The organism is Saliphagus sp. GCM10025334 (genome assembly GCF_042663485.1).
In the GTDB taxonomy this organism is placed as follows: Archaea; Halobacteriota; Halobacteria; order Halobacteriales; family Natrialbaceae; genus Natronosalvus.
The window spans coordinates 34,990-58,850 of record NZ_JBHTAF010000008.1 but is presented as its reverse complement, the minus strand read 5'-3'; the positions used below and the strand labels follow the sequence as shown (position 1 = coordinate 58,850).

The following is a 23,861-nucleotide window of genomic DNA, read 5'->3' as shown; positions in this document are numbered from 1 at the left end:
ACGCCGTTATCGACGCTGGTCCCGGCGACGACCGAAGCCACTTTCCCCCTCTCGTTCCTCTCGTCGTTCGTGAACGCCGACGGATACGATGCGATCGTCTACGACCTCGACGGGACGCTGGTCGACCTCCCCGTCGACTGGGCCACCGTCACCAGCGACGTCCTCGAGGTGTACCGCGCGGCAGACGTCGACCCACCGGCGTCCAGCCTGTGGTCGCTGTTGGCCAGCGCGCCCGACGTCGGACTCGCGGCCGAGGTCGAGGCGACGATCGCCGGCCACGAGCGCGAGGGTGCACGGCGGTCGACGCGACTGGCTCACGCCGACGACCTCGAGAAGCAGGCTGAGCGAATGCCGGTCGGCGTCTGCTCGCTCAACTGCGAGGCGGCGTGTCGGATCGCCCTCGAGGAACACGCGCTCGCGTCGGCCGTCGGCGCCGTAGTCGGACGGGACACCGTCGAGACGCAGAAACCCCACCCGGAGCCGTTGCTCGCGGTGATCGACACGCTCGAGTCGGTACCCTCGCGGACCCTCTTCGTCGGGGACTCTTCGCGCGACGAAGAGACGGCGAAACGAGCGGGTGTGAGATTCCAGTACGTCGACGGACAGTAGTTCTCGAGGCGACGGATTGCGAACGAGAGAGGTCGTCAAAATACGGACGAGAGAGATCCCGACAGCCTACCGACCCTGCACCCGCTTCGCGTACGCGAGGACGGTGAGCGCCGTGAGGACCCAGACGATGGCACCGACCCGAATGGCGAACTCGGCTCGAGCGTTCCACGTCGGCAGCTCGACAGTCGTGGACGCGAGGGCGACGAGCGGAGCGCCGACCACGATCGTCGTGACGAACGTCACCTGCATCACCCAGCCGTAATCGACGCCCTCCGGGGAACTCGTCTCGACGCGTTGAGGCACACGCGGACGTCTCGAGTGAGCGGGCTTAACGATACTGGCTTCGCCCGCCCTCCTGCACCAGACGGCCAGCGGGTTCATGAGGTGGCAGTGAATCGTACTAGTATGGAGGCGACTCCGGCCGAGGCCCCGGATGAGTGAACAGCGAATCGCGTACGTAATCGCGCTTCTCGTCGCAGCGATGCTCTCGGCCGGCGTCGCATTGTACGCCCTTCGAGGCCGCTCCGAACGCAGCGACCGACTGCCTACGTTACTGGCGGCGATGATGTCGGTGATCGGCGTCTGGGCGCTCGGATCGCTAGGGGCGCACACGAGCGCGAGCGAGTCGGCGACCTGGTTCTGGATTGGCGTGGGCTACCTCTCGACGTTCGCGCTACCCCTGACCTGGTTCGCCTTCGCAGCCCAGTACGCGGGGTACGGGCGACACCTCACCCGGCGGACGATCCGCTGGCTGGCGGCCGTTCCGGCGTTCACGTTCCTGACGATGCTGACGAATCAGTATCACGGCTGGTTCATGACCGACGTCGTTCTCGGCGACGGTCGCTTCTTCATCACCTTCACTGCCGGGTGGGCGTACGACCTCCACCTCATCTACTCGTACGGCCTGGTTCTCGCCGGAATCGCTCTCGTTTCACACGTTGCCTACACCTCCCGTCGACTCTACCGAAAACAGGCGGCAGTCATCGTCACCGCCGTGCTCATTCCGTTCTTGGTAAACGTATTCTACACGCAGGTAACCGGATCCGAGGTGGTCAACTGGACACCCGTCGCGTTCGCCGTTACCGGCGCCGCCATCGCCGGGACCATCTTTCGCTATCAATTGCTCGAGATCGTACCAGTCGCCCGGGAATCCATCGTTGAAACGATGCGCGACGGCGTGGTCGTGCTCGACGAACAGGGGCGCATCGTTGACGTGAACGCGACGGCCGAGCGCATGCTCGAGGGGTCCAACCCCGATGCAGACCTCATCGGCGCGTCTGCCAATCGAGTCCGACTTGGCACCGAAACTGTCGAAGCGATCGTCGAAACCGGTCGTGACGAACTCGCCATCGAACGGGCGGGAACCACGCAGCACGTGGCCATCCGAAGCGAACCGATCACGACCGGGTCGGACGCTACGCTGGTGATGATCCGGGACGTAACCCATCGGCGCGAACACGAACGCGAACTCGAGCGGACGAACGCTCGCCTCGACGAGTTCGCGAGTGTCGTCAGTCACGACCTCCGGAACCCGCTGAACGTCGCAGCCGGGTACCTCGACATCCTCGAGACGTCCGTCGACGAGGACGGTCGAGAGACCCTCGACGTCGTTCGAACGCAACACGATCGAATGCAGGCGATCATCGACGACGCGTTGACTCTGGCGCGGGAGGGATCGACCGTCGATGAAACCGAGACTGAGACCCTGTCGTTCGAGGCCGTCGCCCGCGAGGCCTGGGACGGCGTCGACACGGGTGAGGAGACGCTGACGGTCGTCGACGATCGGTCGCTCGAGGCTGATCGAGATCGGTTGCTTCGGGTCCTCGAGAACCTCTTTCGAAACGCCGTGGAACACGGTTCCACGAGCCATTCCCTCGCTGACGCTCGCGAAGACACCGTGGAACACGCTGGACCAGCAGTCGCCGTCGCGGTCGGCTCGAGCGACGAGGGGTTCTACGTCGTCGACGACGGGCCCGGAATACCACCGGAGGAACGGGAACGCGTGTTCGATTCGGGGTATTCGACCGGGGCAGATGGAACGGGTTTCGGGCTCTCGATCGTCACCCAGATCGCCGACGCCCACGGCTGGACCGTCGAGTGTAGCGAACGCGGGCGAAATGGGTTCGACGGCGCCTGCTTCGAGTTCTCGGTTCAGAACTCGGCTGACCGTCTCGAGCCCGCTCTGGCCCAGAAACAGTGACGTTTACTCGCTCGACCGCGACCGTCGTGGTATGCCAACGGTTCGTGACGTTCGCGAGAAGGCCGGTACGGAACCGATCACGATGCTCACCGCCTACGACGCGCCAACGGCCCGCATCGTCGACCGAGCCGGCGTCGACGTGATTCTCGTCGGCGACAGCGTCGGCAACACGACCCTCGGGTACGAGACGACGCTTCCGGTGAGTGTCGACCAGACGGCCAGCCACGTCGGCGCCGTCTCCCGGGCGACCGAGGACGCCCTCGTCGTCGCCGACATGCCGTTTCTCTCCTTCGGCGTCGACGAGAGAGAGAGCCTCGAGAACGCCGGACGCATGCTCAAAGAGGAGGGCGCCGAAGCGGTCAAACTCGAGTCGGGGCCACACACCGTCGACCTCACCGAGAAGATGGTCCAGCTCGGCATCCCGGTGATGGCCCACCTCGGGCTGACCCCCCAGCACGTCAACCAGTACGGTGGCTTCCCCCGCCAGGGAACTGACGAGGAATCCGCCCGAAAGATCGTCGACCTGGCTCAGGCCCACGAGGACGCTGGCGCGTTCTCGCTCGTTCTGGAGCACGTCCCCTCGAACGTCGCCGCGCAGGTCACGGCGGCGATCGACATCCCGACGATCGGTATCGGTGCAGGGCCAGACTGCGACGGACAGGTGCTCGTGTTCCACGACGCGGTGGGGCTCAGCGAGTGGAGTCCCTCGTTCTCGAAGCAGTTCGGAAACGTCCGCGAAGAGATGGAGTCGGCCGTCGAGGGCTACGTCGAAGCCGTCGAGGGTGAGACGTTCCCCGCGGAGGAACACAGCTACGAGCAGTCTGACCTGGATCGGATCTACTGAGTTCGCACTCGATCCCGTTCGTCACCCGTTACGACGCGGCTCCATTGCCCGGCAAAGACGGCCGGCCTTGCTCGGTAGCCAGGAAACGGCGATCAGTCGTCGGCCGACGCAACAACCTGCCGTTCGTCCTCGTCTTCGAGCAGCCGATCCAGTGCATCGACCATCGCCTCGACGCTTGCGCGGGTGATGTCGGCCTCGCTCCTGGCGACCGTCACGCTGCGGTCGTCTCGAACCATCGTGACCTCGACGGTGACGACCGCGTCCGTGCCTCCGGTGACGGCGTCGACGTGGTAGGCTTCGAGGTCGGCGTCAGCGGCGGATCCGATCGCCTCGCGAACGGCGGAGACGGCAGCGTCGACCGGCCCCGACCCGGTTCCTGAGGCGATGCGCTCCTCGCCAGCGACCGATAGGCGAACGCTCGCCGTGGGCACTGCGCCGCCGCTCGTCGCGTTCAGGTCGAGCAGTTCGACCGTCCGGTCCCGGTCGGCGCCGGTAACGTCCTCGGCGATCGTGAGGAGGTCGGCGTCGGTCACCCGCCGTCCGCGGTCGCCGAGCTCGGTGACGCGGGTGGCGATCGTCCCGACCTGTTCGTCGGTCGCGTCGAAATCGTGTTCCTCGAGTGCGGCCCTGACGCCGGCCCGGCCGGTGTGCTTGCCGAGTGCGAGTCGACGTTCTCGTCCGACCGTTTCGGGCGGGTAGGGCTCATACATCCGGTCGTCCTTCAGGGTGCCGTCGGTGTGGATGCCGCTCTCGTGGGTAAAGGCGTTCTGCCCAACGACGGCCTTGTTCGGTGCCAGTTCCACGCCCGTCGCCCTGGCGACGCGCTGGGCGAGGTCGTAGAGCTCCTCGAGTTCGACCGTCTCGACGCCGTAGACGTGCTCGAGCGCGATGGCAACCTCCTCGAGGGCGACGTTCCCGGCACGCTCGCCCAGTCCGTTGACCGTGCAGTGAACCAGGTCGGCCCCCGCGGAGACGGCGGCGAGGGCGTTCGTCACGCCGAGGCCGAGGTCGTCGTGCGTGTGGGCGCTGACTGGCCCGAGTTCGGCCAGTCGGGAGACCGCCTCCGCCGTTCGCTCCGGGCCCGTGTGGCCGACCGTGTCGGCGAAGCAGGTCCGGTCGGCGCCCGCCTCGAGGGCGGTCGCCATCAGGGTCTCGAGGTAGTCCAGGTCGGCCCGCGAGCCGTCCTCGCCGATCACTTCGACCCAGAGGCCGTGGTCCGCGGCGTACCCGACCAGGTCGGCGGTCGTCTCGAGGACGTCCTCGCGGGTGCTGCCGACCTTCCCCTCGACGTGGCGGTCGCTCGCGGGGACGACGAGGTGGACGCCGTCGACGTCGCACTCCAGAGCGAGGTCGACGTCGTTCCTGACGCCACGGCAGAAACTCGTCACGCGGGCCTCGAGGTCGAGGTCGGTCACGCGGGAGATGGCTTTCCGCTCGCCGGCACCCGTACAGGCGCTCCCGGCCTCGATGACGCCGACGCCGGCGCGTTCGAGGGCGCGGGCGATCTCGACTTTTTCGTCCGGCGAGAGCGAGACGCCGGGAGCCTGTTCGCCGTCTCGGAGGGTGGTATCCAGCAGTTCGACGGACGCATCCGTAAGCGGGGTAGGTGGGCGGGTCATAGGATCGGTTGAAAAGACGTTATCGGCGAATTTCGCGGCCAGCCGGGTCGCCCCGACTTCCTCTATCCTCTGACGGTGAGAACGAGTCTCGTGTCATTGTAACTCAGTCGTGGCTCCATCGGTGGTTAAAGGCGCCGGTCACGGCACTACCTGCCAGGCGTCACTGGCGGTCTGACACGACGGCGATCAATTTCGGTTGGAATCGCCCTCGAGAACGAGTCGCTCGCCGGGTTCGACGCCGTCGGCGGCACCCGCCGGCAACTCGAGGATGAGGTCGGCCCGGTCTCGGGCAAAACCCCGCCAGGGTCGGAGGGTTTCCACCCGCTGGACGACGCCGTCCGCGACCCAGATTACGTCGAGCGGGACGAAGACGAACAGCATGTGGATGTCGCGGGTTTTCGCCCGATCGAACCGAAAAGCGAGCGCGTAGTCGTCGGGGAGCGACCGACGAAACATCAACCCGCGAGTCTGCTGGAGGAGGGAGTCGGCTGTGTCGACGGTCGTCGCGAGCGTCCGCGCCGCACCGTCGGGGTCGTACACGACTGGCACGGCCTCGAGTGGCGTCGGCAGGGTGAAAGGCGTATCGGCACCGAGCGGGCACAGACCACAGATTCAACTTCGGTCGAGCGTACACAGTAGTATGGAGAAGACGCCACGGGGCACCTCGGTCGGTGTCGACGACCCCTACGCGTTCGCCGGCGTCTGCGATCACCTCACCAGCGACGGGAAGTGCCGATACGCCTTCGATCACTACCAGCACGATCCCGAGTTCGCCCGCGAGCGAGCCGAGGCCGACTACGCATGCGTGGTCGCGGACGCGGAAGGCGACTGTATCGGATGTCACGGCGCGAGCGAGCCGACGTCGAACGCGAGCGATGGTCTCGACGGGCTCGACGCGAACGATCACGGCGAGGGGAGCGACGCGAGCCAACCCTCTTCCTGGGCCGCGTGTCCCCGCTTCCGGTCCCGGACGACCGAACGCGAGTGCGCTCGCTGCGGGCTCGAGGAACGCCGACTCGGCCAGGTCCCCGACGAGTCGACCATCTCCGGCGAGCGCCCACTACTCGAGGAACATCACCTGTCCTACGCTCGAGACGGCGAGACCGTCGGTCACGAGATTACGATCTATCTCTGTCGGTGGTGTCACGCGAAGGTGCACAACTCGTGGGCGCGGATCACCGACGACGTCGCCCCCGATCCGGAGGCACTCGCCGAACGCGAGGGTCGCCGGTCGCTCGAGCAATCCGAACTCGGGTTCGAGACCGCGGCGGACCGCGCCGGCCGCTCGAACGAAGAGCGCTAGAATTCTAGAATTGGTCGCCGTCCGTGACCCACTGCCGGAGTAACGGTTTTCCCCTTTCGCGTGCCATGGTGTGGTATGGTGGTCACTACCCAGCGCGACGACGCCACCTGGTACGAGTGCGAGGAGTGCGGCCTGTTGTTCGACCTCCAGGACGACGCCGAGGAACACGAACGACACTGTGACGCCGAAGGCCCGTCGTACATCCAGTGAGATCACTCGCAGCCAGCAGCGACGACGTCGCCTACTCCTCGAGACCCGCTCGAGCGCGGTGCTCGGCGGCTCGGTTCTCGGCTTCCTCGAGCGTGTGCGTCGCCTCCCAGCGCACCCGGTCAGCGCTTTCGTAGGCGAGCGCCGTCTTGAGTTCGTCCTGGAGGACGCCCGAGTCGACCGTTCGGACCTCGCCGTCCGCATCGCCGAGTTCGTAGACTCCCGGACGATCCGGCGCCTGCGCGACGGTCGAGCGCTCGAGGGGTTGCCACTGTTTTCGTAGCGGCATCACTCGGACCTGTCTCGTTCGTCCCGTTCGTCTCGCTCCTCTCCCTGGTCCCGCTCGTCTCGCACCTCTCCCTCGACCAGTTCGTACGCGTGCTCGCTCATCTCGTCCTCGGCGAAGACGAACACCCGGCCGTCGACGACGTCGTGATCCGCCTCGACGCGAACGGAGTACCCCTCGGTCGTCACGGTAACCCCGGGAAACAGTTCCTCCTCGTCCGTCGATTCGAGCATGACTCGCCCGACGCCAGTCGCCTCGAGGATGTCCTCGTGGGTGTTTCGGTCGTTGACGTAGGTCATCACGCCCTCGACGCCGTCGGGGTCGGTGACCAGGACGTGGACCTCCTTTCCCGGCGGGGACCGAACGTTTCCCCCCTTCGGTTCCGGGACGCCGTTGTAGAACGTCTCTCGTCCGTCGAGGTAGCGAACGACGACGCCGCCATCGACCAGTTCGACCGGCAGCGTGCTCGGGGCGACGTTGCTTCGCGTGCTCATACGCACCGCTTGGGGGCGGGCGGCAAAAGCACCACGGACTGTCCGTGCCTCGAGGGCGGGACGACGCACGACGGCGTCGAGACCGACTGCCCAACGGATGCGGCCAGAACCGCACCGACCATCAGCCGTAAATAGCCCGTAGAAGAGAGATAGCGTATGGACGGCCGGGCGACCGCACCCGCTGCTGGCACGATACTCAACGCTCTGGCGACCGGCACGGGCGCCGCGTTCGCGATCGACCTCGAGACGACCGCGACGGTCGAACTCGACGGTTCAGAGGGCGTCTCCGGGACGGTCGAGAACGCTCCCGACACCGACACCACGCTGATCGAACGCTGCGTCGAGCGCACGCTCGAGCGCTACCGGGAGGCGGCCGATATTGAGGAGTCGATCCAGGGCGGAACGGTCGCGACCGAGAGCGAGGTCCCCCTTGCCTCGGGGCTCAAGAGCTCGAGCGCCGCCGCCAACGCGACCGTGCTCGCGACGCTCGACGCCCTCGGCTCCGGACTCGCCGACGACGTAGACCGACTCGAGGCCTGTCTTGTCGGTGTCGAGGCCGCCAGGGACGCGGGCGTCACCGTCACCGGAGCCCTCGACGACGCGAGCGCGAGCATGCTCGGGGGCGTTACGATCACCGACAACACGAGGGACCGCTTGCTCGAGCACGACCGAGCGAACCTCGGAGACTACGCCGCCATCTACACCCCACCGGAACAGTCGTTCAGCGCCGACGCCGACGTCGACACCTGCAAACGGATCGGCTCGATGGCCGACCTCGTTGCCGAACTCGCCCTCGACAGACGCTACGCCGAGGCGATGACCGTCAACGGGCTCGCCTTCTGTGGTGCCCTCGAGTGTTCGACTCAACCGATACTCGAGGCACTTCCGGACGCTGCGGGCGTCTCGCTCTCCGGGACGGGACCAAGTTACGTGGCTGTCGGTGATCGAGACGCACTCGAGACGGTGAGTGAGCGGTGGCGAGACAGACCGGGGACGACGCGATTGGTTCGAACGCGAACCGAGGGAGCCACAACGTTATGACGAACGATTCAGAGACCACGACCGACGAACCGAACGACGAGGGACGGGTGCCCGAGGAGATGGACCTCGAGGAGCTACGCGAGGAAATCCAGGAGATCGACCAGGACCTCGTCGAACTGATCGCGCGTCGAACCTACGTCGCCGACACTATTGCGAAGGTGAAAGCCGCCGAGGACTTGCCCACGACGGACGAAACACAAGAGGCTCGAGTGATGGAGCGAGCGGGCGAGAACGCGGATCGGTTCGACGTCGACGCGAACCTCGTCAAGGCGATCTTTCGGTTGCTGATAGAGCTGAACAAAGTTGAACAAAGAGAGAGTCGGTAGCCGAAATCGGGCGTTTCAAGGATTCTATTTCTGTTCTGGCGACTGGTTCTTCTTCCGGCAGTTGCTCTTTCGTTCGTCGATCGACGATCGATAACACAGAGATCTTTCAGCAGATAGGCGTCGCGTACAGCATACGGGAACTGTAGCCTTCACTCATTTTCACTCGTTCACAGAAAGCAGCAGTCAAAATGGGCGAGATATCAGGTTGGACTTGGGGCCGTTATCGTTACCTCGAGATCGATACCCAAGCCGTGCCCAGAGATTGGCCCGTTGTCGATGATGTTCTGCGGTTCCATGTCTGGATGGCCGATGTCCCCGTCTAGTCCCGTCCCGAGGAGTGCACTGGTCATCGGAAGCGGTGGACGGCCAGGAGCCCGCACGACATCGCCGGGATCGTCCCCGACGACGATTCGCATGCCCATCCCACCCCATTCATGCGGGGCACAGAACAGGTCATACACGCCTTCTTCCTCGAAGCGATAGAGCCAGAACCCGTGGTGCTCGTTGACCGTCGATGAGAACGCCGGAACGCCGTCGGGGACGCGTTGCTGACGTTCTTGACCCGGATGGTACGCCGTCGCCGTGTGCTCCGGAGTGTTGAATACGAATTCAACGATTGCCCCCGGCTCCACGTGAAGCCCCACGGGGGCGAAGTGGAACGCACCGAACTCGACCGTTAGAGCCGGGAGATTCGCATCGTCGATTTTGTCCTCGTCGACGTGGAGTTCGACGGTCTCGTCCGGCTCCAACCGGTTCGGAATCTCGTCGTCACTCGTCCCTGAATAGCCGAAGTGGGAGTGGATAATCGGTGGGCTGGCATTATCGGTCTCACCTTGCTCGCCTTGCGGTTCAGAGGCACTTCTTCGCGCCTTAACAGTCCCTCCGAATATCGGGAGTGTCGCGCCGAGTCCGGTAGCTCTGAGGACGGTTCTGCGTCGGCAGATCGGTTGACTGTTCGATGCGTCTGATTTTTCCATTTGATGATCTGGTGATCGTGTCATTATCGGTTTCGAATTCTAGTACTGGAAGTCATTCATGTCATCTGTACTGTCGGTTAGTCAGGCAGACGGTATCTCAACACACGTCCGAGGACAGTCAGGGCCTTGAAGACCCAATGCGGCGGGCTCACCGCGTAGATGTCCTCCTCGTGTTCCGTCGTCAGCATCGCTATCAGCAGGATGTCGTTGAATCCCTCCGGAGGCAACGACACACCCCGCTCCATGACGAGCTTGTGGAACCGACGGAAGAACTCCTCGTGCTGTAGCGCGGGCTCGTGAACGTTAATGACCTCGACGGGGGTCTTATTTCTGAACGTATGCGGCGTTTCTGGCGGGACGGTCTGTTCCTCACCAGCCGACACCTCCATCCATTCCCCGTCCACGTACACTTCCAGCACACCTGAAACCACTTCGTAGCGCTCTTCGGCGTGTGGATGGGTGTGAACGAACGGGCCTTCCTCGGGGACGGTTTCGATCTCAAATCGCATTTCCAACAGTTCGCCGTCCGTTTCCGCCGTCGAACGCGTGATCTCCCAGTAGCCTGGGAAACCGCCCCAATCGAGGATACGTTCCTGCTTGCCGTTATCTGCTGTCGTCATGGAGTTGTCCCCGTCAACACCCTCGCTGTTCGGCATTGATTTCCTTGTCATAGTTCGTCGTCACCTCCTGTAGCGTCCATTCCGCCGCTCGATATCGCCCTGGGCACTCCACGTGATGGACGCCATTTGCTGGATTCTGGCCCGAGACGAGCAGCTAATGCTATCGTCAGGATTGGACTTATTTGTTAGGAGAATAATATTTCTCTGATAGAACGAGAGGTGTCCGAATCACGAAACAACGGTGTCAGTCTGTGGTTCTCGGTCGAACTCGACGATGTTCATCTCGTCGTCCAACGTGAGAGTGAACGCCGTCGTCTCGACCTCGATACGAAGTGATACGCGGAGAGGCTTCGTTAAAACGTCGGTCTCAACGTTGTTCTGAAGCAGTTGGATAGCCTCGTCGACCGTCGGTGAGTCGATGTCTAGCTCGGGATTGCCTGTCAGTTCGGTCGCCAAGACGAGACCAGTCGCAAACATCTCGACCGGTAACCGCTTGGCGAACCCACAGGTATCACACTTCATGTCTGCCCAAACCGCGAACGGTGTTCCACAAGTGGGGCAGGACTGACCGTCCTTCACTTCGTGCACGTCACAGGCCGTCACCGACGACGAGACCTGCCCTGCACACTCACGACAGATGCCGTACATCAGATAGGTTATGTCCAGCGCACACCGATAGAGGCCGGCTGCGAGTGCTTGCTCAGAGTCACGGGTCGTCAGACCTGCTGCTGGATAGCTCGTGAGGAAGAGCGTCCCAGCCGGCGCCTGGTCACCGAACAACCCGTAGCACTCGGTACACCTGACTCGGAGCCATTGATCCTCGTAGGTGACCGCAACGGGTGCCCCGCATAACGGGCAACTCTCGTCGAGCTCCTGGGAGAACTCGAGGCACCCCGCTCCGGAAACGGCTATCACCGTTCTGGCGATCTGCTTACCCGCACTGCTCAACCGGTATCCGTCGTCAGTTCGTCGAACGAAGTGGGGAGAGAGTTTCGAGAGGTGGTAGTTGAACTTCCCGTTATCGTCGATATCGATCTCGGTTTGTAACTCGGAATACGACACCGTCTCGACGGCGTCAGAGCCGTCGTCGTATTCGTAGGTGGCGCCCGCCCGCCAGAGTACGCGGATGATGTCTAGCCGTATTTCGTTCCCCAGAGTGGCGAAGGCCTCGTCCGGGGAAAGCTCGTTAAGTTCGAGATCGGGAGTGAATCGGGCCTGTCCCATGCTAACTATAAGCATTCCAAATTCATAAAAACGCACCTCCAGACAGTCCGCGGGAGACTGAGAAAATTGCGGAGTGCGCGCCGTGTATTCACCACTACCTCAGCAGTGTCCCCCGACTAGAAGATTTCGACAAGACTTCATCACTGGTGGCGCACGTTTGTTTACCTGTGGATCTCTCTAAGCGTCTAAATCGCTTGTTTTCGATGCCCCGAACGTTCCAGAATTGGTTTATTGCACCGGATTGCGTTGCGGATTTCAGCTACCTGAACAAAGTTGAGCAACGTGAGTCTAGGTAGCTTCAAACAGGCGTTTTAGGGCATTTATTGCCTGTTTGGCTGCCGAATGGCCTTCTAATAGCTGCTCTTTGAATCCGCGCTCGATGAATGCTGTTACAGTTCTTTCTCCGCGGTACTCTCAATTCACCTGCACGTTCGACAGAACTAACTAGGATAACTTCCGTTCTTGACATTAAAATGGTGCTTATCGTGGCGAGCTTTCACCAGTAGTGAGAGGGTCTCCGACAATCTCGATCCCGTACTGTTCAATCTGCTCAGCAACGCGGCTCATCTGTTCTTCCACCTCTGAATCATCTGGAATCGTCCACGAGTCGGCAGGGCTCCCAGCCGACGCCCACAGTTGTTCGAGGCCGGGTTCGTGAACGAACATGAGCCACCGCGTTTCTTCTTCAGTAATGTAGCTATGTGGACGCCCATGAGGCGCAAAAACAGTCGAGCCGTTAGTTGCGGTAAGCCGTTCGCCATCAACTTCGAACGTGACTTTCCCGTCGATGATGTACCACATCTCATCGTCGGATTGGTGGACATGCAACGGTGGCGACTGTCCCGCAGGGACTTGCTCTTCAATCAGAGAGAACGAGCCGTTAGTATTCTCTGCTGTGGCCTTTAGGACGGTGAGTGATCCGAGAGACCAGTACGCATCACCTTCTCGAGAGTCTAGCATCCACGCTTGCGGATGATCACTGTTTGTTCCCATGTCCCTGTTACGTGTTCACATAGCATAAGATCTACAGCCGGGCCATCGCTGAATCCAACTCTTTCCGTCGGGATAAGAGAGTCTGGTTGAAATCGTGCTGATCTATAGCTCTTAACAATCGGTCCAATTCGTCTTGGATATCCCTGTCAAACCAGGACAAGACAGTAAGTGATGGCGGGCGTACATCGCCCATGGCCGACGAACACCACGATACGGAGCATTCGAAGGTTCCACAGGACGTCCCACACGGGTATGCCCACGCGGGTAGCCACGCTCGCCCAGGGGGACTAACTGTCGCCACGAACGGACTGCGACTCGAGGCGTCAGAAACCCGAATCGAGGCGGCGAAATCTCACGAGTGGTCGTTCGTAGTGAGCGATGAAGTGGGAAACCCGGTTACGGAATTCGAGGAGACACACGATCAGTTGGCTCACTTACTTCTCGTCCGTCGCGACCTCACGCGCTTCCAACATCTCCATCCGACGCTAGCGGATGACGGGACGTGGTCGGCAGAGTTCGCCCTTCCCGATCCTGGTGTCTATCGGGCGTTCGTCGACGTACTCGTGGAGGGGCAACCGACGACGCTCGGTGTAGATTTACTGTCGTCGGGTCCGTCTCAGTACGAGGAGCGTCCTCAATCTACCCGTGAGGCCGAGGTTGATGGTTACGATGTCGAACTCACTTCGAGAGAGATAGCCGTCGGCGAGACGGTCGACCTCGAGTTCGAAATACGTCAGGACGGTGATCTCGCTCACCTCGATCCGTATCTTGGTGCACTCGGCCACCTCGTAACGCTTCGAGACGGGGACCTCGCCTATCTCCACGTCCACCCTGAAGAGACGGACCCGGAAGACGGAGTCGTTCGGTTCGCCGTCCGCTTCCCTACGACTGGTCGATACCGCCTCTTCCTCCAGGCGAGACCCAACGGAGAGCTGATCACCACATCGTTCGACGTAGATGTCGAGGGGCACTAGGCTAAACGGGCGTTCCCCACCGGCTTCGTTATGGACTACCGACCACCATGCTCGACCACTTATATGCGGTGCTGCGAGATCGCTTTCGGTCTGTGTTCTCGGGCGTTTCAAACCCAGAAAACGGCTTTGTTTCAGGGAGAACTGTCACGGATTTCAGTTACCTGAACAAAGTAGAACAGCGTGAGTCTCGGTGACAAAGTAACGGATTTGGGCTACTAAGCGTTCGTTTTATCACGACCGGCTATCAGCGATAGCACAAATGACAAAAAGACCCTCTGTTCGGGAAGCACGAACAGAGGATGCAATCCGTATCCAGGAGGTGGCACGGGCATCCTGGCATGCAGCATATGACTCAATCATTGGTCGAGAGACGGTCACAGCGCTCGTTAACTCGTGGTTCGATCCAACGAAACTCGATTCTGACGATATACGGCCAGCTGAACGCCCCTTTTTCGTTGCAGAAATCGAGGGAGAAGTCGTAGGGGTCGCAGAAGGTCTCCCTGGAGACGACGAAAAAACGTTCCACCTGTATCGAATCTACGTTCTTCCCGAACAATGGGGCGAGCAGATCGGTAGTACCCTTCTCGAACGCGTAGAGTCCGAAACGCGGGTTCGGAGCGGCACTCACCTCCGGCTGTCCGTGTTCACAGCGAACGATATTGCCGTCCACTTTTACGAGTCACGTGGATTCGAACGTATAGAAACGACGACCGACGAGACGTTCAACGCGCGCCGTCACCGCTACAGAAAGGCCCTGGAAAATAAATCCTGTAGGCACCAATGAGTCTCAGCGCAGAGTTATAGGGTACACAACACCCATATGGAACTCGGCGACGAGTTTCGACGGCTCTGAAATACCAACAGGAACCTGGAAAGTCCCAGCATTCAAACAGCGAGAACCCTCCACGCGAGCAGCGCGTGGGGTCATCCTGCACGCTCACTCGCGGCTCGAGAATCCAGGAATCGAGAGCTGCCCTGGTGACTCCGGTACGAGCCACGCTGGGACGACGCGCGTCAAGGTGACCATTCCGACGAGTTCAACGAGCGTCTGGGTGACGACGACGGCTGGGACCAGTCGATAGTCAGCCGGAAGTGCAAGTGCGAGCGGCAACACGACCAGTGAGTTACGAGTGACCGACGTGAAGACGAGTGCCCTACTTTCTCCGACGTCCATTTGCAAGACCTCCGCTACGAGTCGTCCGAGTATCGGCATAATAACGAGGAACGCGACGTATACCGGAACGACGACCGCAATCTGGTCAATCGAGTTCTGTACCCGGGGGAGTTGCGAGGCGATGACGACGAACAACGTCAGTCCCATCATCGGAACCGGCAACCATCCCATCGCTTCTTGCCACGCTTCACCTCTCGACGATCCTTCCGCCCATACCTCGGTAATCCACGCGAGCATCAGGGGGAGCGCGATGATTATCAGGAATGCCTCGACGAACGGCCCTGCTTCGATAGCCTCCGCGACCTCCGAACCCATGAACAGCCACAGATATATCGGAAGTAACAGCAATTGGAGGAGCATCAGGGCGGGCGTAGTCGCCGTAATTTGCTCGGAGTCGCCGCCTGCGAGTTCCGTGAAGGCGATTACGTAGTCGATACACGGCGTCAGAAGAACCATGAACACACCCACGAGGATGACTGGCTGTCTGGGGAGCAGTCGAGTGAGTCCCCAGACGACGATGGGGACGACGAGGAAGTTCATCCCCAGCGCCGCCGCGATGAACTGTCTGTTTCGAAACGCCCGACGGAGCCGAACGAACGGGATCTCGAGGAACGTAACGTAGAGTAGAGCGGCCAGCACTGGGTCGATAAGTCGTTCCAAGAGCGGAGTAGAGTTCGGACGACTGGTTCCGACGCCAACCGCGAGGAGAACGAGGACCGCATAGACGACGACCTGGCGTCGCTGGAGCCACCGCCTCGAGTTCATCTACCGACCATTTCGGGGCTCATCGATAAACGACCGTCGTTCTACCGCCCGTGTATCTCGGCTTTACGCACCCCGAATTCGTACGGAAGGCGAAAAGATACACAGAATCTGTAACGTTAGTCTGGGACCTGGACAAAGTGGAGCAAAGGAGTAACAGACGGGCAATTATCGCCGTAGGGCTCTCACCGGGTTACCCTTTGACTTACTCGTCAGCCCCGGCGACTCGAGACGGAGGGATGTTCTGGTTACGGCTGAAGAAATTCGTCGGGTCGTACTCGTCCTTCAGCGAAACTAATCGCTCGTACGCGGGTCCGAACGTGGTCCGCATCATGTCCTCCCCTTCCTCGAGGAATCCGGGGAAGTTGAGGTAGACCGACCCGTCCGAGAACTGCCGCATGTCGTCGAGACAGTCACGCACCCACTCGAGGTTGGCATCGTCGTCCTCCGGACGTTCCCAGTTGGCTTCGACGCCCAGCAGGAATGGAGCGTACCGCCCCGCGAACGCACTGTCCTCGGGATCGACCTGAGCAATTGCGCCTCCTAACTGCCAGACATCGACCGTCGAGAGTGGGGAGGGCGCCACGCCGGCCCAGTAGGCGATGCGATCGATGGCGGACTCCGACAGTCCGTCGAGATACAGCGACTTCCAGTAGTAGCGCATCCCATCTGGGTAGTCCTCGTCGAGGATCTGCTGGTGGTCGGTGTAGGGCATCACCCCGCTGAAATCGGCGATCGGCTCCGCGAGTTCACGCAGGGGCGACAGCGCTCGTGTCCCGTCGTCGACGGGTCCGGCGTAGCATCCCATGATGGCGAACTTCTGCCGATGAACGTCGTCGCCTTCGAACAGTTCTTCGTCGGGCAGTTCGCCCGCGAAGACGAGCGTGCTCACTTCGTCGGGCGCCGATTCGGCGTATTCACGGTACGCTCGCAGGCAATCGGTCAGCTGGTCACTCGGGTAGAATACCAGGCAGGCCGCCACGTTAGGTCCGACCGGATGGAGTTCGAACTCGAAGCCGGTGACGACTCCGAAGTTTCCGCCACCCCCGCGAAGGCCCCAGAAGAGCTCCTCGTGTGCATCCTCGCTGGCAGTCAGATAGTCGCCGTCCGCGGTAACGAGGTCTACGGAGCGGAGGTTGTCACAGCTGAGCCCGTACGTACACCGGAGGTGGCCGATGCCACCGCCGAGGGTGAGCCCCGCGACACCCGTGTCCGAGACGACGCCGCCGGGGGTCGCCAACCCGAACGCCTGCGTCTCGTGATCGACGTCTGCCCACGTGGCGCCGGCTTGAACCCACGCCGTCCGTTCGTCGGGATCCGTCCACACACCCCTCATCTCGGACAGGTCGATAACGAGGCCGTCGTCACAGACGGCAGTCCCGGCGACGTTGTGGCCACCACCGCGAACCGCCACCACCAGGTCGTGTTCACGGGCGACGTGTACTGCGCTGATGACGTCGGCGACTCCACGACACCGCACGATGAGTGCGGGTCGCTTGTCGATCATCCCGTTCCAGACGGCGCGTGCATCGTCATAGTGGGGATCGGTCGGTCGAATCAGATCCCCGTGAAATCCCGCTTCGAACTGTTCGATTTGATCGTCACCCATCTTCTGTTGTGTCATGCCCATCTGTACGACGTCACAGTCGTTGGCCTCACCTATCGAGCACTGTTCGGGGGAGTGAGCACCGTTTCAGACCGTACGACGAGTTACGAAGCGTGGACGGGATAGAGTTACTGTCGTTGCCAACAATTCTCTAGGGGTGAGCCAGATGGTGCCTGACGAACACGGCAGACGCGATGACGGCCGTCATCCACAACCAGGTTCGCCGATCTTCGAGGCCATATTAGAGAACGAGCGAAACCGTCGCCAGCTCGGCCAGCGCCTGAACACAGCAGGTAATCGCGTAGATACGGACCGACTCGGCGATATCGTCCGACATGGCCCGGTTCTCGAAGCGCTCCTGGAAAAACCGCTCGACCGTGGAGAGATCGAGGACCGTCTCGACGTTTCTCGAGCAACGAGTCACCGCTTCACGCAGTGGCTCGGCGAACAGGGATTCGCCGAGAAAGTCGATGGACGATTTCAATTGACAGGTCGCGGCGAAGTCGTCGCAGAGGAGGTGCTACGGTTCGAGGCGAACGTCCAAACTGCCCACAGACTGACACCGCTGCTCGACGTGATCTGTGAGGACCACCGGGAGTTCGTCGTCGAGCCGTTCGTGGACGCCACAGTTACTGTCGCAGAACCAGATGATCCGTATCGACCTGTCGAGCGGTTTATTTCACTCGTTCAAGAGTCGGAGACGTTCCGTGGATTCAATACGACGCACATGGCACCACTTGTTCTCGGCGGATTCCACGAGCAACTGTTCGATGCCACCGACACCGAAATCGTCTACCTCCCCCACATCGCCGAGACGCTCTTCGACACGTACCCCGAGCGTGCCCAGAAGGCGATCGAGAGTGGCCACCTCACCCTCCGAACGCGGGATCAACTGCCGTACGGGCTCGCTCTCTTCGATGAGCGTGTCGGAATAGGGGGATACGACGAAACGACGGGTCTCATGCAGGTGTTCGTCGATACCGATGCACCGATTGCAATGGAGTGGGCCGAACGTGTGTACGACTCGGTCAGGGCGGATTCAGAAACGCTCGACAGCCGGCACGGCCGAACTGACTGACAGTTCCTGTGCCGTTTTGTGTACACCGATTTCACGAGTGGGAGAGCGACATCGACGGTATCGATTTTCAAGCGGTTACATGCGAGTCGCCCCACGACCTGCTGGAGGTATTTTAGAGAGGATTCACCGTCGTTCAGGTACGTTCTTTTAGCAAAACCACACAGTATTTTGGTCACCTGAGAAAAGTGAAGCAGCGCAAGAATCGGTAACGTCAGTACACGCGGAACAGCGGAGGTACAACTTTGGAGATTGGTTCTTCGCGAGTGATTCGTGTTCGGGACTGGTGAGAAATGGCAAGACAGCAGTCTGTTTTTCGGAGTCCAGGCTCGATCGCGGTCTCACAGCATATCAAGTACGTCCGCTCACTCTCGCCGACGAGGGGTACCCGAAGGAGTGCCGATCTCGGGCACGGTCAGTGATCGCGCGACCACGCGTCTTTCTGTATCGCAGAATATGTAGAGGGAGATATCGCCGTCCTCAGATTCGTCGGTACACACGGGATGTCTTCTGCCTACTGTTACCGGCGACCCACAGTACGCGCAGGTATGCAACTCCGCGTTCGTACCGCTCGGTTCAGGAAGAGCCATCTGGCGGGTGTTGGCACACGCTGACGACCCCGTGGTTCGTCGCCGTGACGGTGTAGTCCCGATACGTGAACGTGAACGTCTGCTTCGACCGAGAATCGGTCTGTCGAAGTCGAACGAGGATTTCCGGATCGATGACGTCCGCCAGTAGCGGACTCATCTCCAGTACGTCTTCGTCGAGGACCTCAGCCAACAACTCGAGAACCGTGATCGGGAACGACTCGGCGTCGCCCACGTGTTGAGCGGTGGGGACACTCGCCTGATCCGTCACATTTACTTCTTTCGCGAGGTAGTCACGCGGTGCGGCCATCGACGAATCGTGAAGTGGTTTTTCGTCAGTCGTCATTATTCCGTTCTACTGGTCACGAGGAGATAAAGACACGTTCTTACTCGTTAGAAATAGCGTCGCCGTCGTGTTCGACTCCTTCGAGTAACGTTTGACAGAGTCGCGCTTCCGCGTGGCGCAGGTGGTGGTGGAACGTCTGGCGCGTCACCCCCAGACGGGTTGCTAACTCGTCGCCAGTACTGTCGCGCGGCCAGTTGAAGTACCCGCCGTAGTAGGCTGCCTGCAGCGCCGTCCACTGGCGATCCGTGAGCTCGTCCTCGACCAGATGGCGAAAGAGCCGTGAGCTGTACACGAGTCGCTGAGAGACGAGTCGCAGGTCAGAGATCACCTCTCGCCCGGCCGCGACCACTTCTGATACGTCCGCAGTCATCGGGAACTCACCAATCATTGTGAGTGTGTCGGCATCGATCGTAGCGTACGCAAGCCGCCCGTCGAATTGCGCGAAAATGCTCATTAGCGAATCTTCCGTGACCTCGATTTCGAGGCGAAACTGTTCGCCGGTCGTGCTGAGCAAGCGGGCATCACGAACGGTTGGGAACGTATCGAGGACCTCGAAATACGCGTTCGAGTCGATACCGTACACGACCCAGTATTCCAGTTGGCCGCCACCGTCCAGGGGGACGATGCCGTCAATCTCGGTGTAAAAATCGTTGTCGCCAGCGGCAGACGCTATTCTGGACACCGACTCGGATGCAAACTCGAGTTCGCGGACGTGTTCGGAGGTGAGCTCCAGGGCGCTGGCACCAGTAGCTGCCGAAGTCGGTGCGTCTGCGGTGGTCGCCAGCCACCAGACGCGAGCGCGAGCACCGACCTTCTTGCTCTCGAGGAAGCCCTCCGCTACCAGCTGTTCCAACTTATCGTAGACTGTGCGGCGGGCAACGTCCACTGAGTCGGCAACCTCCGAGGTAGCCATCGGCTCGTGGGGGTTCGCTCTGTCCTCGAAGACCGCCAGCACCTCGTCTCGAGTCACTCGTTGGTCGGCGGGCACCACATCTCGTCTGTAACCGCTCGATTCCGAAAGGCGTTCCGTCCATCGTGGACGTCGTACGAACGAATCGCGAGCTCGCCACGATGGGTGGGTGTGGTGGGTGATCCGAGACTCATCACGAGAGGACATCGGAGCAATGGAAAGAGGACTTTGCTGCTGGCAGCTCTCTCCACCCCTTCTCCCACCTCTTTTCGAACGAGTCGGCCTTCGCTTCGTGGTCGAACCTATATCACGCTATCTCCCACTAGTACGGGTATGCCATCGTCGGGATCGGACGACCCAGCCGAGTCGCGCCACGACGAGCGAACCAGCCCACCAGCGGCTATCGAAGTCGAGGGGCTCGAGCTCGTCTACGCCGACGGGACCGCCGCCGCCGTACAGGGGGTGGACATGACGGTCCCGGAAGGGGAATTCTTCGGGTTTCTCGGGCCGAACGGCGCCGGCAAGACCACCACGATCAAGGTCTTCGCGACGCTCCTCTCACCCACCAGCGGCACGGCTCGAGTCAACGGATTCGACGTTCGGTCGAACCCGCGAAGCGTACGGGAGACCATCGGGTATATGGCCCAGGAGACGAGCGTCGACCCTGAACTCACCGCCGAGGAGAACGTTCGATTCGCCTGCGAGGCTTACGGAGTCCCTCGAGGCGAGCGATCCGAACGGGTCGACGAGCTACTCGACCTCGTCGATCTCGTGGACGTCGCCGACAAGCGAGCCGAAGAATTCTCCGGCGGGATGAAAAAGCGCCTGGACGCCGCGACCGCCCTCGTTCACCGGCCGCCGCTGGTCTTCCTCGACGAACCGACGACCGGGCTCGATCCGAAGGCTCGGAACCGATTGTGGGACTACTTCCGACGCATCAACGAACGGGGGACGACGATCTTCCTGACGACGCAGTACCTCGAGGAGGCAGACCAGCTCTGCGATCGGCTGGCGGTCATCTCGGGGGGCGAAATCGTCGCCGAGGGGAGTCCCACCGAGCTGAAACGACGGGTCGGCGGCGAGGTCCTCGACGTAGAACTCGAGGGCGGACCCGCCAGTCGAGAACGGGCCGCGACGATCGCTCGAGCGTTCGACGCCTTTTCGGACGCCGCCGTCACGGAAACCGACGAAGGGATCAGCGTCACCGCAGAATCGGCCCGCCAGTACGGGACGGATCTCCTGGTCGCCCTCCGAGACGCCGAGTTGATCGTTACGGGGTTCAACATTCGAGCGCCGACGCTCGACGACGTGTTCCTCGCGATCACCGGCGAGGCGGTCGATTCCGACGGGAGCGACGCCGCGCGAACCGAGGTGTCACGGTGAGCACCCCCGAGACCGACGGTTCCGCTGGTTCGGCTGAAGCGCAACAGCCCGCCAAATCCGGAAACACGTTCGTCGGGGACGTCTGGGTGAACTTCAAGCGGTGGAACCTCAAGGCGGTCCGAAACCCATTCGTCCTGGTCGTCTCCCTCGTCCAGCCAATAATTTTCCTCGTCCTGTTCACGGAGGTGTTCGGAAACGTCGCCGGAAACGCTGTCAACCGTGGAATTCCGGGCATCAACTACGAGACGTTCCTCGTGCCGGCGATCGCTATCCAGGTTGCCCTCGCCGCGGCGGTCACTTCGGGGATCGGACTGGTCAACGACATCGAGAACGGGATGTTCGAGAAGGTCCTCGTGACGCCGATGAACCGAACGGCCGTGTTCGTCGGCAAAACCGCCGCGGAGGTGTTCCGGATCTCCCTCCAGATCACCATCATCCTCGGTCTCGGCGTTCTCCTCGGGGCGGAAATCGTCACCGGATTCGTTGGTGCCGTCGGCATCGTCGTCGTGGGCGTTCTATTTTCGCTGTGGTTCGTCGCCCTCTCGAATTCGCTGGCGCTCCTCACCAGGGACCAGGAATCGACGATCATCGGCGCGAACCTGTTGCAGTTTCCCCTGTTGTTCCTGTCGAGCGCGTTTCTCCCGCTCGAGGCGCTGCCGACCTGGATCCAGACCTTCGCACGTTTCAATCCCGTCACCTACGGCGTCGATACCGCGCGCTCGCTCATGCTCGACCGGGACGTGATGACGGTGATCGACGTGACCTGGTTCGAAGGAACCCTCGATGCCGTCGTCCCCGGTGTCGCGGTCCTGGCAGGGTTGGCTCTCGCGTTCGGTGCCGTCGCCGTCTACCTGCTATCTCGTGCTTCGAGTTCCGACGTGGTGTGAACCGTCGAAACGTCGTTCTGGACTCGAGTCAGTCGACCTGGTCCTGGATCACCATCACTTTCACCCGGCGTACTCCGTCGAAGTCGCGCAGTCGATAGGTGAGTTCTCGAACGCGGTCGGCGGTTCCCCGGCAGAACAGCGACTCGAGACACCACTCCTGCTGGTGGGTGTGACTCGTGTTGAGGATGACGTCCTGGAACTCGTGCTGGGCAGTGTGGAGTTCGCGGATGACGTCGTGGTGGCGGTAATCGAAGCCGATTAGGGCGACCACCTCGCCGGTCGTCTCCTCGAGTCGCGAGTGTGACTCGACGTACTCGAGCATCGCCTCTCTGACGGCTCGAGAGCGGTTGTCGAGCCCCTGGTCCTGCCAGACCTGGTCGAACGCGTCGACGACGTCGTCGGGAATGCTAAAACTCGTTCGCATGGTGGTTCGTTGCTGGGAAAAGCAGGCCGCGTATGATGAATCCCCCGTTTCGGTAGTAACAATGGTTAAGCCGGGCGTCCCGCGATACGCGACACGAATGATCCCGACCGATCTGACAGGGCTGTTCCTCGGGGCGGTCGCCCTGGGGGCTATCCACGGCATCGAGCCAGGGCACGGGTGGCCGGTGGCGGCGTCGTACGCCCTCGATCAGACGAACAAGTGGGTGTATGGATTCGCGGCGAGTTTTATCCTGGGCGTCGGCCACCTCGTGAGCAGCATCGCGATGGTGGGAGCCTTCTTCTACGCGAAGTCGTACTTCGAACTTACGCAGGTGAACGAACCGCTGACGATACTCGGTGGCGTGCAGATTGGCGGTCCGGTCAGTCTGGTCGCCGGCATCTTGCTCATCGGGCTCGGCGTTCGGGAGTATCGTCACGGGCACAGTCATGGGCACGGGCACTCACACGATGGGCACGACCACTCCCACGACGGACATGGGCACTCACACGAGTCCCATCATCACGATCACGACCATCACGAGCACCACCACGAAGACGGCCACCATCACGACCACCACGATCACCACGAAAGCGCCGGACTCCTGATCCGGCTGAAACGCGCACTCCCGTTCGTCGGTGGCCGCGACCACGATCACACACACGACCACAGTCACGACCACGGCACCCTCGAGGACGCCGCCGACCGCGGACTCCTCGGCATCGCCTGGTTCGCCTTCCTGCTCGGGTTCGCCCACGAGGAGGAATTCGAGATCATCGCCCTCTGTTCGGGATCGAACTACTGCCTCGAGTTGATGGCCGCCTACGCGATCACCGTCATCATCGGGATCGTCACCCTGACCATGCTGCTGGTCGCGGGTTACGAACGTCACGAAGAGACAGTCGAGAAGTACACGCCGTACCTGCCGGCGTTCTCCGCGGCTGTCCTCATCGTGATGGGACTCGGATTCGTGATGGGGGTGCTATAACGCGA

Annotated in this window: 28 protein-coding genes; 13 read left to right on the top strand and 15 right to left on the bottom strand. The window is 61.6% G+C overall.

What is annotated here, in order from left to right:
• Window positions 1–69: 69 nt before the first annotated feature.
• Entirely contained in the window at window positions 70–609 is a 540-nt protein-coding gene (locus tag ACFQO4_RS20285) for an HAD family hydrolase (protein ID WP_500262549.1), read from the top strand.
• 66 nt (window positions 610–675) lie between these two features.
• Here the strand turns inward: ACFQO4_RS20285 and ACFQO4_RS20280 are convergent, their stop codons facing one another.
• Window positions 676–912: a DUF5822 domain-containing protein gene (locus ACFQO4_RS20280; protein ID WP_500262548.1), complete on the bottom strand. Its 237-nt coding sequence runs from the start codon at window positions 910–912 to the stop codon at window positions 676–678.
• 130 nt (window positions 913–1,042) lie between these two features.
• Here ACFQO4_RS20280 and ACFQO4_RS20275 point away from each other — a divergent pair, with 130 nt between their 5' ends.
• Together ACFQO4_RS20275 and panB are read left to right on the top strand one after the other, a co-directional pair.
• Window positions 1,043–2,809 (top strand): sensor histidine kinase, encoded by a 1,767-nt coding sequence (locus tag ACFQO4_RS20275; protein ID WP_500262547.1) that lies wholly within the window; start codon window positions 1,043–1,045, stop codon window positions 2,807–2,809.
• A gap of 31 nt (window positions 2,810–2,840) precedes the next feature.
• Window positions 2,841–3,653, top strand: a complete 813-nt coding sequence (panB, locus tag ACFQO4_RS20270; protein WP_500262546.1) for a 3-methyl-2-oxobutanoate hydroxymethyltransferase — start codon at window positions 2,841–2,843, stop codon at window positions 3,651–3,653.
• Window positions 3,654–3,745: 92 nt separating this feature from the next.
• Here the strand turns inward: panB and ACFQO4_RS20265 are convergent, their stop codons facing one another.
• Window positions 3,746–5,272 (bottom strand): (R)-citramalate synthase, encoded by a 1,527-nt coding sequence (locus tag ACFQO4_RS20265; protein ID WP_500262545.1) that lies wholly within the window; start codon window positions 5,270–5,272, stop codon window positions 3,746–3,748.
• 186 nt (window positions 5,273–5,458) lie between these two features.
• Window positions 5,459–5,821 carry a DUF192 domain-containing protein gene (locus tag ACFQO4_RS20260; RefSeq protein ID WP_500262544.1) on the bottom strand — a complete coding sequence of 121 codons (363 nt, stop codon included), beginning with the start codon at window positions 5,819–5,821 and terminating at the stop codon, window positions 5,459–5,461.
• Between the two features lie 91 nt (window positions 5,822–5,912).
• On the opposite strand from ACFQO4_RS20260, the gene ACFQO4_RS20255 reads away from it, so the two are divergent.
• Complete coding sequence (locus ACFQO4_RS20255; protein WP_500262543.1) at window positions 5,913–6,575, top strand: DUF7097 family protein; 663 nt, start codon at window positions 5,913–5,915, stop codon at window positions 6,573–6,575.
• A 75-nt stretch (window positions 6,576–6,650) separates the two neighbouring features.
• A complete protein-coding gene (locus tag ACFQO4_RS20250; RefSeq protein ID WP_312908162.1) occupies window positions 6,651–6,785 on the top strand; it encodes a DUF7128 family protein in 135 nt (44 codons plus the stop codon).
• A gap of 31 nt (window positions 6,786–6,816) precedes the next feature.
• Here the strand turns inward: ACFQO4_RS20250 and ACFQO4_RS20245 are convergent, their stop codons facing one another.
• Window positions 6,817–7,071 carry a DUF7508 domain-containing protein gene (locus ACFQO4_RS20245; protein WP_500262542.1) on the bottom strand — a complete coding sequence of 85 codons (255 nt, stop codon included), beginning with the start codon at window positions 7,069–7,071 and terminating at the stop codon, window positions 6,817–6,819.
• Window positions 7,071–7,562, bottom strand: coding sequence for a DUF5796 family protein (locus tag ACFQO4_RS20240; protein WP_500262541.1), 492 nt, complete (start codon window positions 7,560–7,562; stop codon window positions 7,071–7,073). The genes ACFQO4_RS20245 and ACFQO4_RS20240 overlap by 1 nt, the downstream gene beginning before the upstream one ends.
• Window positions 7,563–7,718: 156 nt before the next feature.
• On the opposite strand from ACFQO4_RS20240, the gene ACFQO4_RS20235 reads away from it, so the two are divergent.
• Window positions 7,719–8,603 carry a shikimate kinase gene (locus tag ACFQO4_RS20235; RefSeq protein WP_500262540.1) on the top strand — a complete coding sequence of 295 codons (885 nt, stop codon included), beginning with the start codon at window positions 7,719–7,721 and terminating at the stop codon, window positions 8,601–8,603.
• Window positions 8,600–8,929 carry a chorismate mutase gene (locus tag ACFQO4_RS20230; protein WP_500262539.1) on the top strand — a complete coding sequence of 110 codons (330 nt, stop codon included), beginning with the start codon at window positions 8,600–8,602 and terminating at the stop codon, window positions 8,927–8,929. The genes ACFQO4_RS20235 and ACFQO4_RS20230 overlap by 4 nt, the downstream gene beginning before the upstream one ends.
• 200 nt (window positions 8,930–9,129) lie before the next feature.
• On the opposite strand, the gene ACFQO4_RS20225 is transcribed toward ACFQO4_RS20230, so the two are convergent.
• From ACFQO4_RS20225 to ACFQO4_RS20210, 4 genes are all read right to left on the bottom strand, one after another.
• Window positions 9,130–9,678, bottom strand: coding sequence for a cupredoxin domain-containing protein (locus ACFQO4_RS20225; protein WP_500262538.1), 549 nt, complete (start codon window positions 9,676–9,678; stop codon window positions 9,130–9,132).
• 305 nt (window positions 9,679–9,983) lie between these two features.
• The gene (locus ACFQO4_RS20220) at window positions 9,984–10,577 is read right to left on the bottom strand and encodes a cupin domain-containing protein (protein WP_500262537.1); all 594 of its coding nucleotides are present in this window, start codon (window positions 10,575–10,577) and stop codon (window positions 9,984–9,986) included.
• A gap of 177 nt (window positions 10,578–10,754) precedes the next feature.
• Window positions 10,755–11,750: a DUF7351 domain-containing protein gene (locus ACFQO4_RS20215; protein WP_500262536.1), complete on the bottom strand. Its 996-nt coding sequence runs from the start codon at window positions 11,748–11,750 to the stop codon at window positions 10,755–10,757.
• 480 nt (window positions 11,751–12,230) lie between these two features.
• The gene (locus ACFQO4_RS20210) at window positions 12,231–12,743 is read right to left on the bottom strand and encodes a cupin domain-containing protein (protein ID WP_500262535.1); all 513 of its coding nucleotides are present in this window, start codon (window positions 12,741–12,743) and stop codon (window positions 12,231–12,233) included.
• 191 nt (window positions 12,744–12,934) lie between these two features.
• Between ACFQO4_RS20210 and ACFQO4_RS20205 the strand changes: the two genes are divergently transcribed.
• Window positions 12,935–13,717, top strand: coding sequence for a DUF8832 domain-containing protein (locus ACFQO4_RS20205; protein WP_500262534.1), 783 nt, complete (start codon window positions 12,935–12,937; stop codon window positions 13,715–13,717).
• Window positions 13,718–13,976: 259 nt separating this feature from the next.
• Window positions 13,977–14,501: a GNAT family N-acetyltransferase gene (locus ACFQO4_RS20200; protein WP_500262533.1), complete on the top strand. Its 525-nt coding sequence runs from the start codon at window positions 13,977–13,979 to the stop codon at window positions 14,499–14,501.
• Between the two features lie 153 nt (window positions 14,502–14,654).
• Here ACFQO4_RS20200 and ACFQO4_RS20195 read toward each other — a convergent pair whose 3' ends face one another.
• Window positions 14,655–15,656: an arsenic resistance protein gene (locus ACFQO4_RS20195; protein WP_500262532.1), complete on the bottom strand. Its 1,002-nt coding sequence runs from the start codon at window positions 15,654–15,656 to the stop codon at window positions 14,655–14,657.
• A 202-nt stretch (window positions 15,657–15,858) separates the two neighbouring features.
• Entirely contained in the window at window positions 15,859–17,277 is a 1,419-nt protein-coding gene (locus ACFQO4_RS20190; protein ID WP_500262605.1) for an FAD-binding oxidoreductase, read from the bottom strand.
• A 307-nt stretch (window positions 17,278–17,584) separates the two neighbouring features.
• Between ACFQO4_RS20190 and ACFQO4_RS20185 the strand changes: the two genes are divergently transcribed.
• The gene (locus tag ACFQO4_RS20185) at window positions 17,585–18,337 is read left to right on the top strand and encodes a helix-turn-helix transcriptional regulator (RefSeq protein WP_500262604.1); all 753 of its coding nucleotides are present in this window, start codon (window positions 17,585–17,587) and stop codon (window positions 18,335–18,337) included.
• 362 nt (window positions 18,338–18,699) lie between these two features.
• Here the strand turns inward: ACFQO4_RS20185 and ACFQO4_RS20180 are convergent, their stop codons facing one another.
• From ACFQO4_RS20180 to ACFQO4_RS20170, 3 genes are read right to left on the bottom strand one after another with little or no spacing between them, the layout of a single operon-like run.
• On the bottom strand, window positions 18,700–18,924 hold the full coding sequence (locus tag ACFQO4_RS20180; RefSeq protein ID WP_500262531.1) for a DUF7576 family protein: 225 nt from the start codon (window positions 18,922–18,924) through the stop codon (window positions 18,700–18,702).
• On the bottom strand, window positions 18,911–19,267 hold the full coding sequence (locus tag ACFQO4_RS20175) for a HalOD1 output domain-containing protein (protein WP_500262530.1): 357 nt from the start codon (window positions 19,265–19,267) through the stop codon (window positions 18,911–18,913). Before ACFQO4_RS20175 ends, ACFQO4_RS20180 begins: the two co-directional genes overlap by 14 nt.
• A 40-nt stretch (window positions 19,268–19,307) precedes the next feature.
• Window positions 19,308–20,255 (bottom strand): helix-turn-helix domain-containing protein, encoded by a 948-nt coding sequence (locus ACFQO4_RS20170; RefSeq protein ID WP_500262529.1) that lies wholly within the window; start codon window positions 20,253–20,255, stop codon window positions 19,308–19,310.
• A gap of 255 nt (window positions 20,256–20,510) precedes the next feature.
• Between ACFQO4_RS20170 and ACFQO4_RS20165 the strand changes: the two genes are divergently transcribed.
• Complete coding sequence (locus ACFQO4_RS20165; protein ID WP_500262528.1) at window positions 20,511–21,560, top strand: ABC transporter ATP-binding protein; 1,050 nt, start codon at window positions 20,511–20,513, stop codon at window positions 21,558–21,560.
• Window positions 21,557–22,447 (top strand): ABC transporter permease, encoded by an 891-nt coding sequence (locus ACFQO4_RS20160; protein ID WP_500262527.1) that lies wholly within the window; start codon window positions 21,557–21,559, stop codon window positions 22,445–22,447. The genes ACFQO4_RS20165 and ACFQO4_RS20160 overlap by 4 nt, the downstream gene beginning before the upstream one ends.
• A 28-nt stretch (window positions 22,448–22,475) precedes the next feature.
• Here the strand turns inward: ACFQO4_RS20160 and ACFQO4_RS20155 are convergent, their stop codons facing one another.
• Window positions 22,476–22,871 carry a CopG family ribbon-helix-helix protein gene (locus tag ACFQO4_RS20155; protein ID WP_500262526.1) on the bottom strand — a complete coding sequence of 132 codons (396 nt, stop codon included), beginning with the start codon at window positions 22,869–22,871 and terminating at the stop codon, window positions 22,476–22,478.
• A 97-nt stretch (window positions 22,872–22,968) separates the two neighbouring features.
• On the opposite strand from ACFQO4_RS20155, the gene ACFQO4_RS20150 reads away from it, so the two are divergent.
• On the top strand, window positions 22,969–23,856 hold the full coding sequence (locus ACFQO4_RS20150; RefSeq protein ID WP_500262525.1) for a hypothetical protein: 888 nt from the start codon (window positions 22,969–22,971) through the stop codon (window positions 23,854–23,856).
• Window positions 23,857–23,861 lie beyond the last annotated feature (5 nt).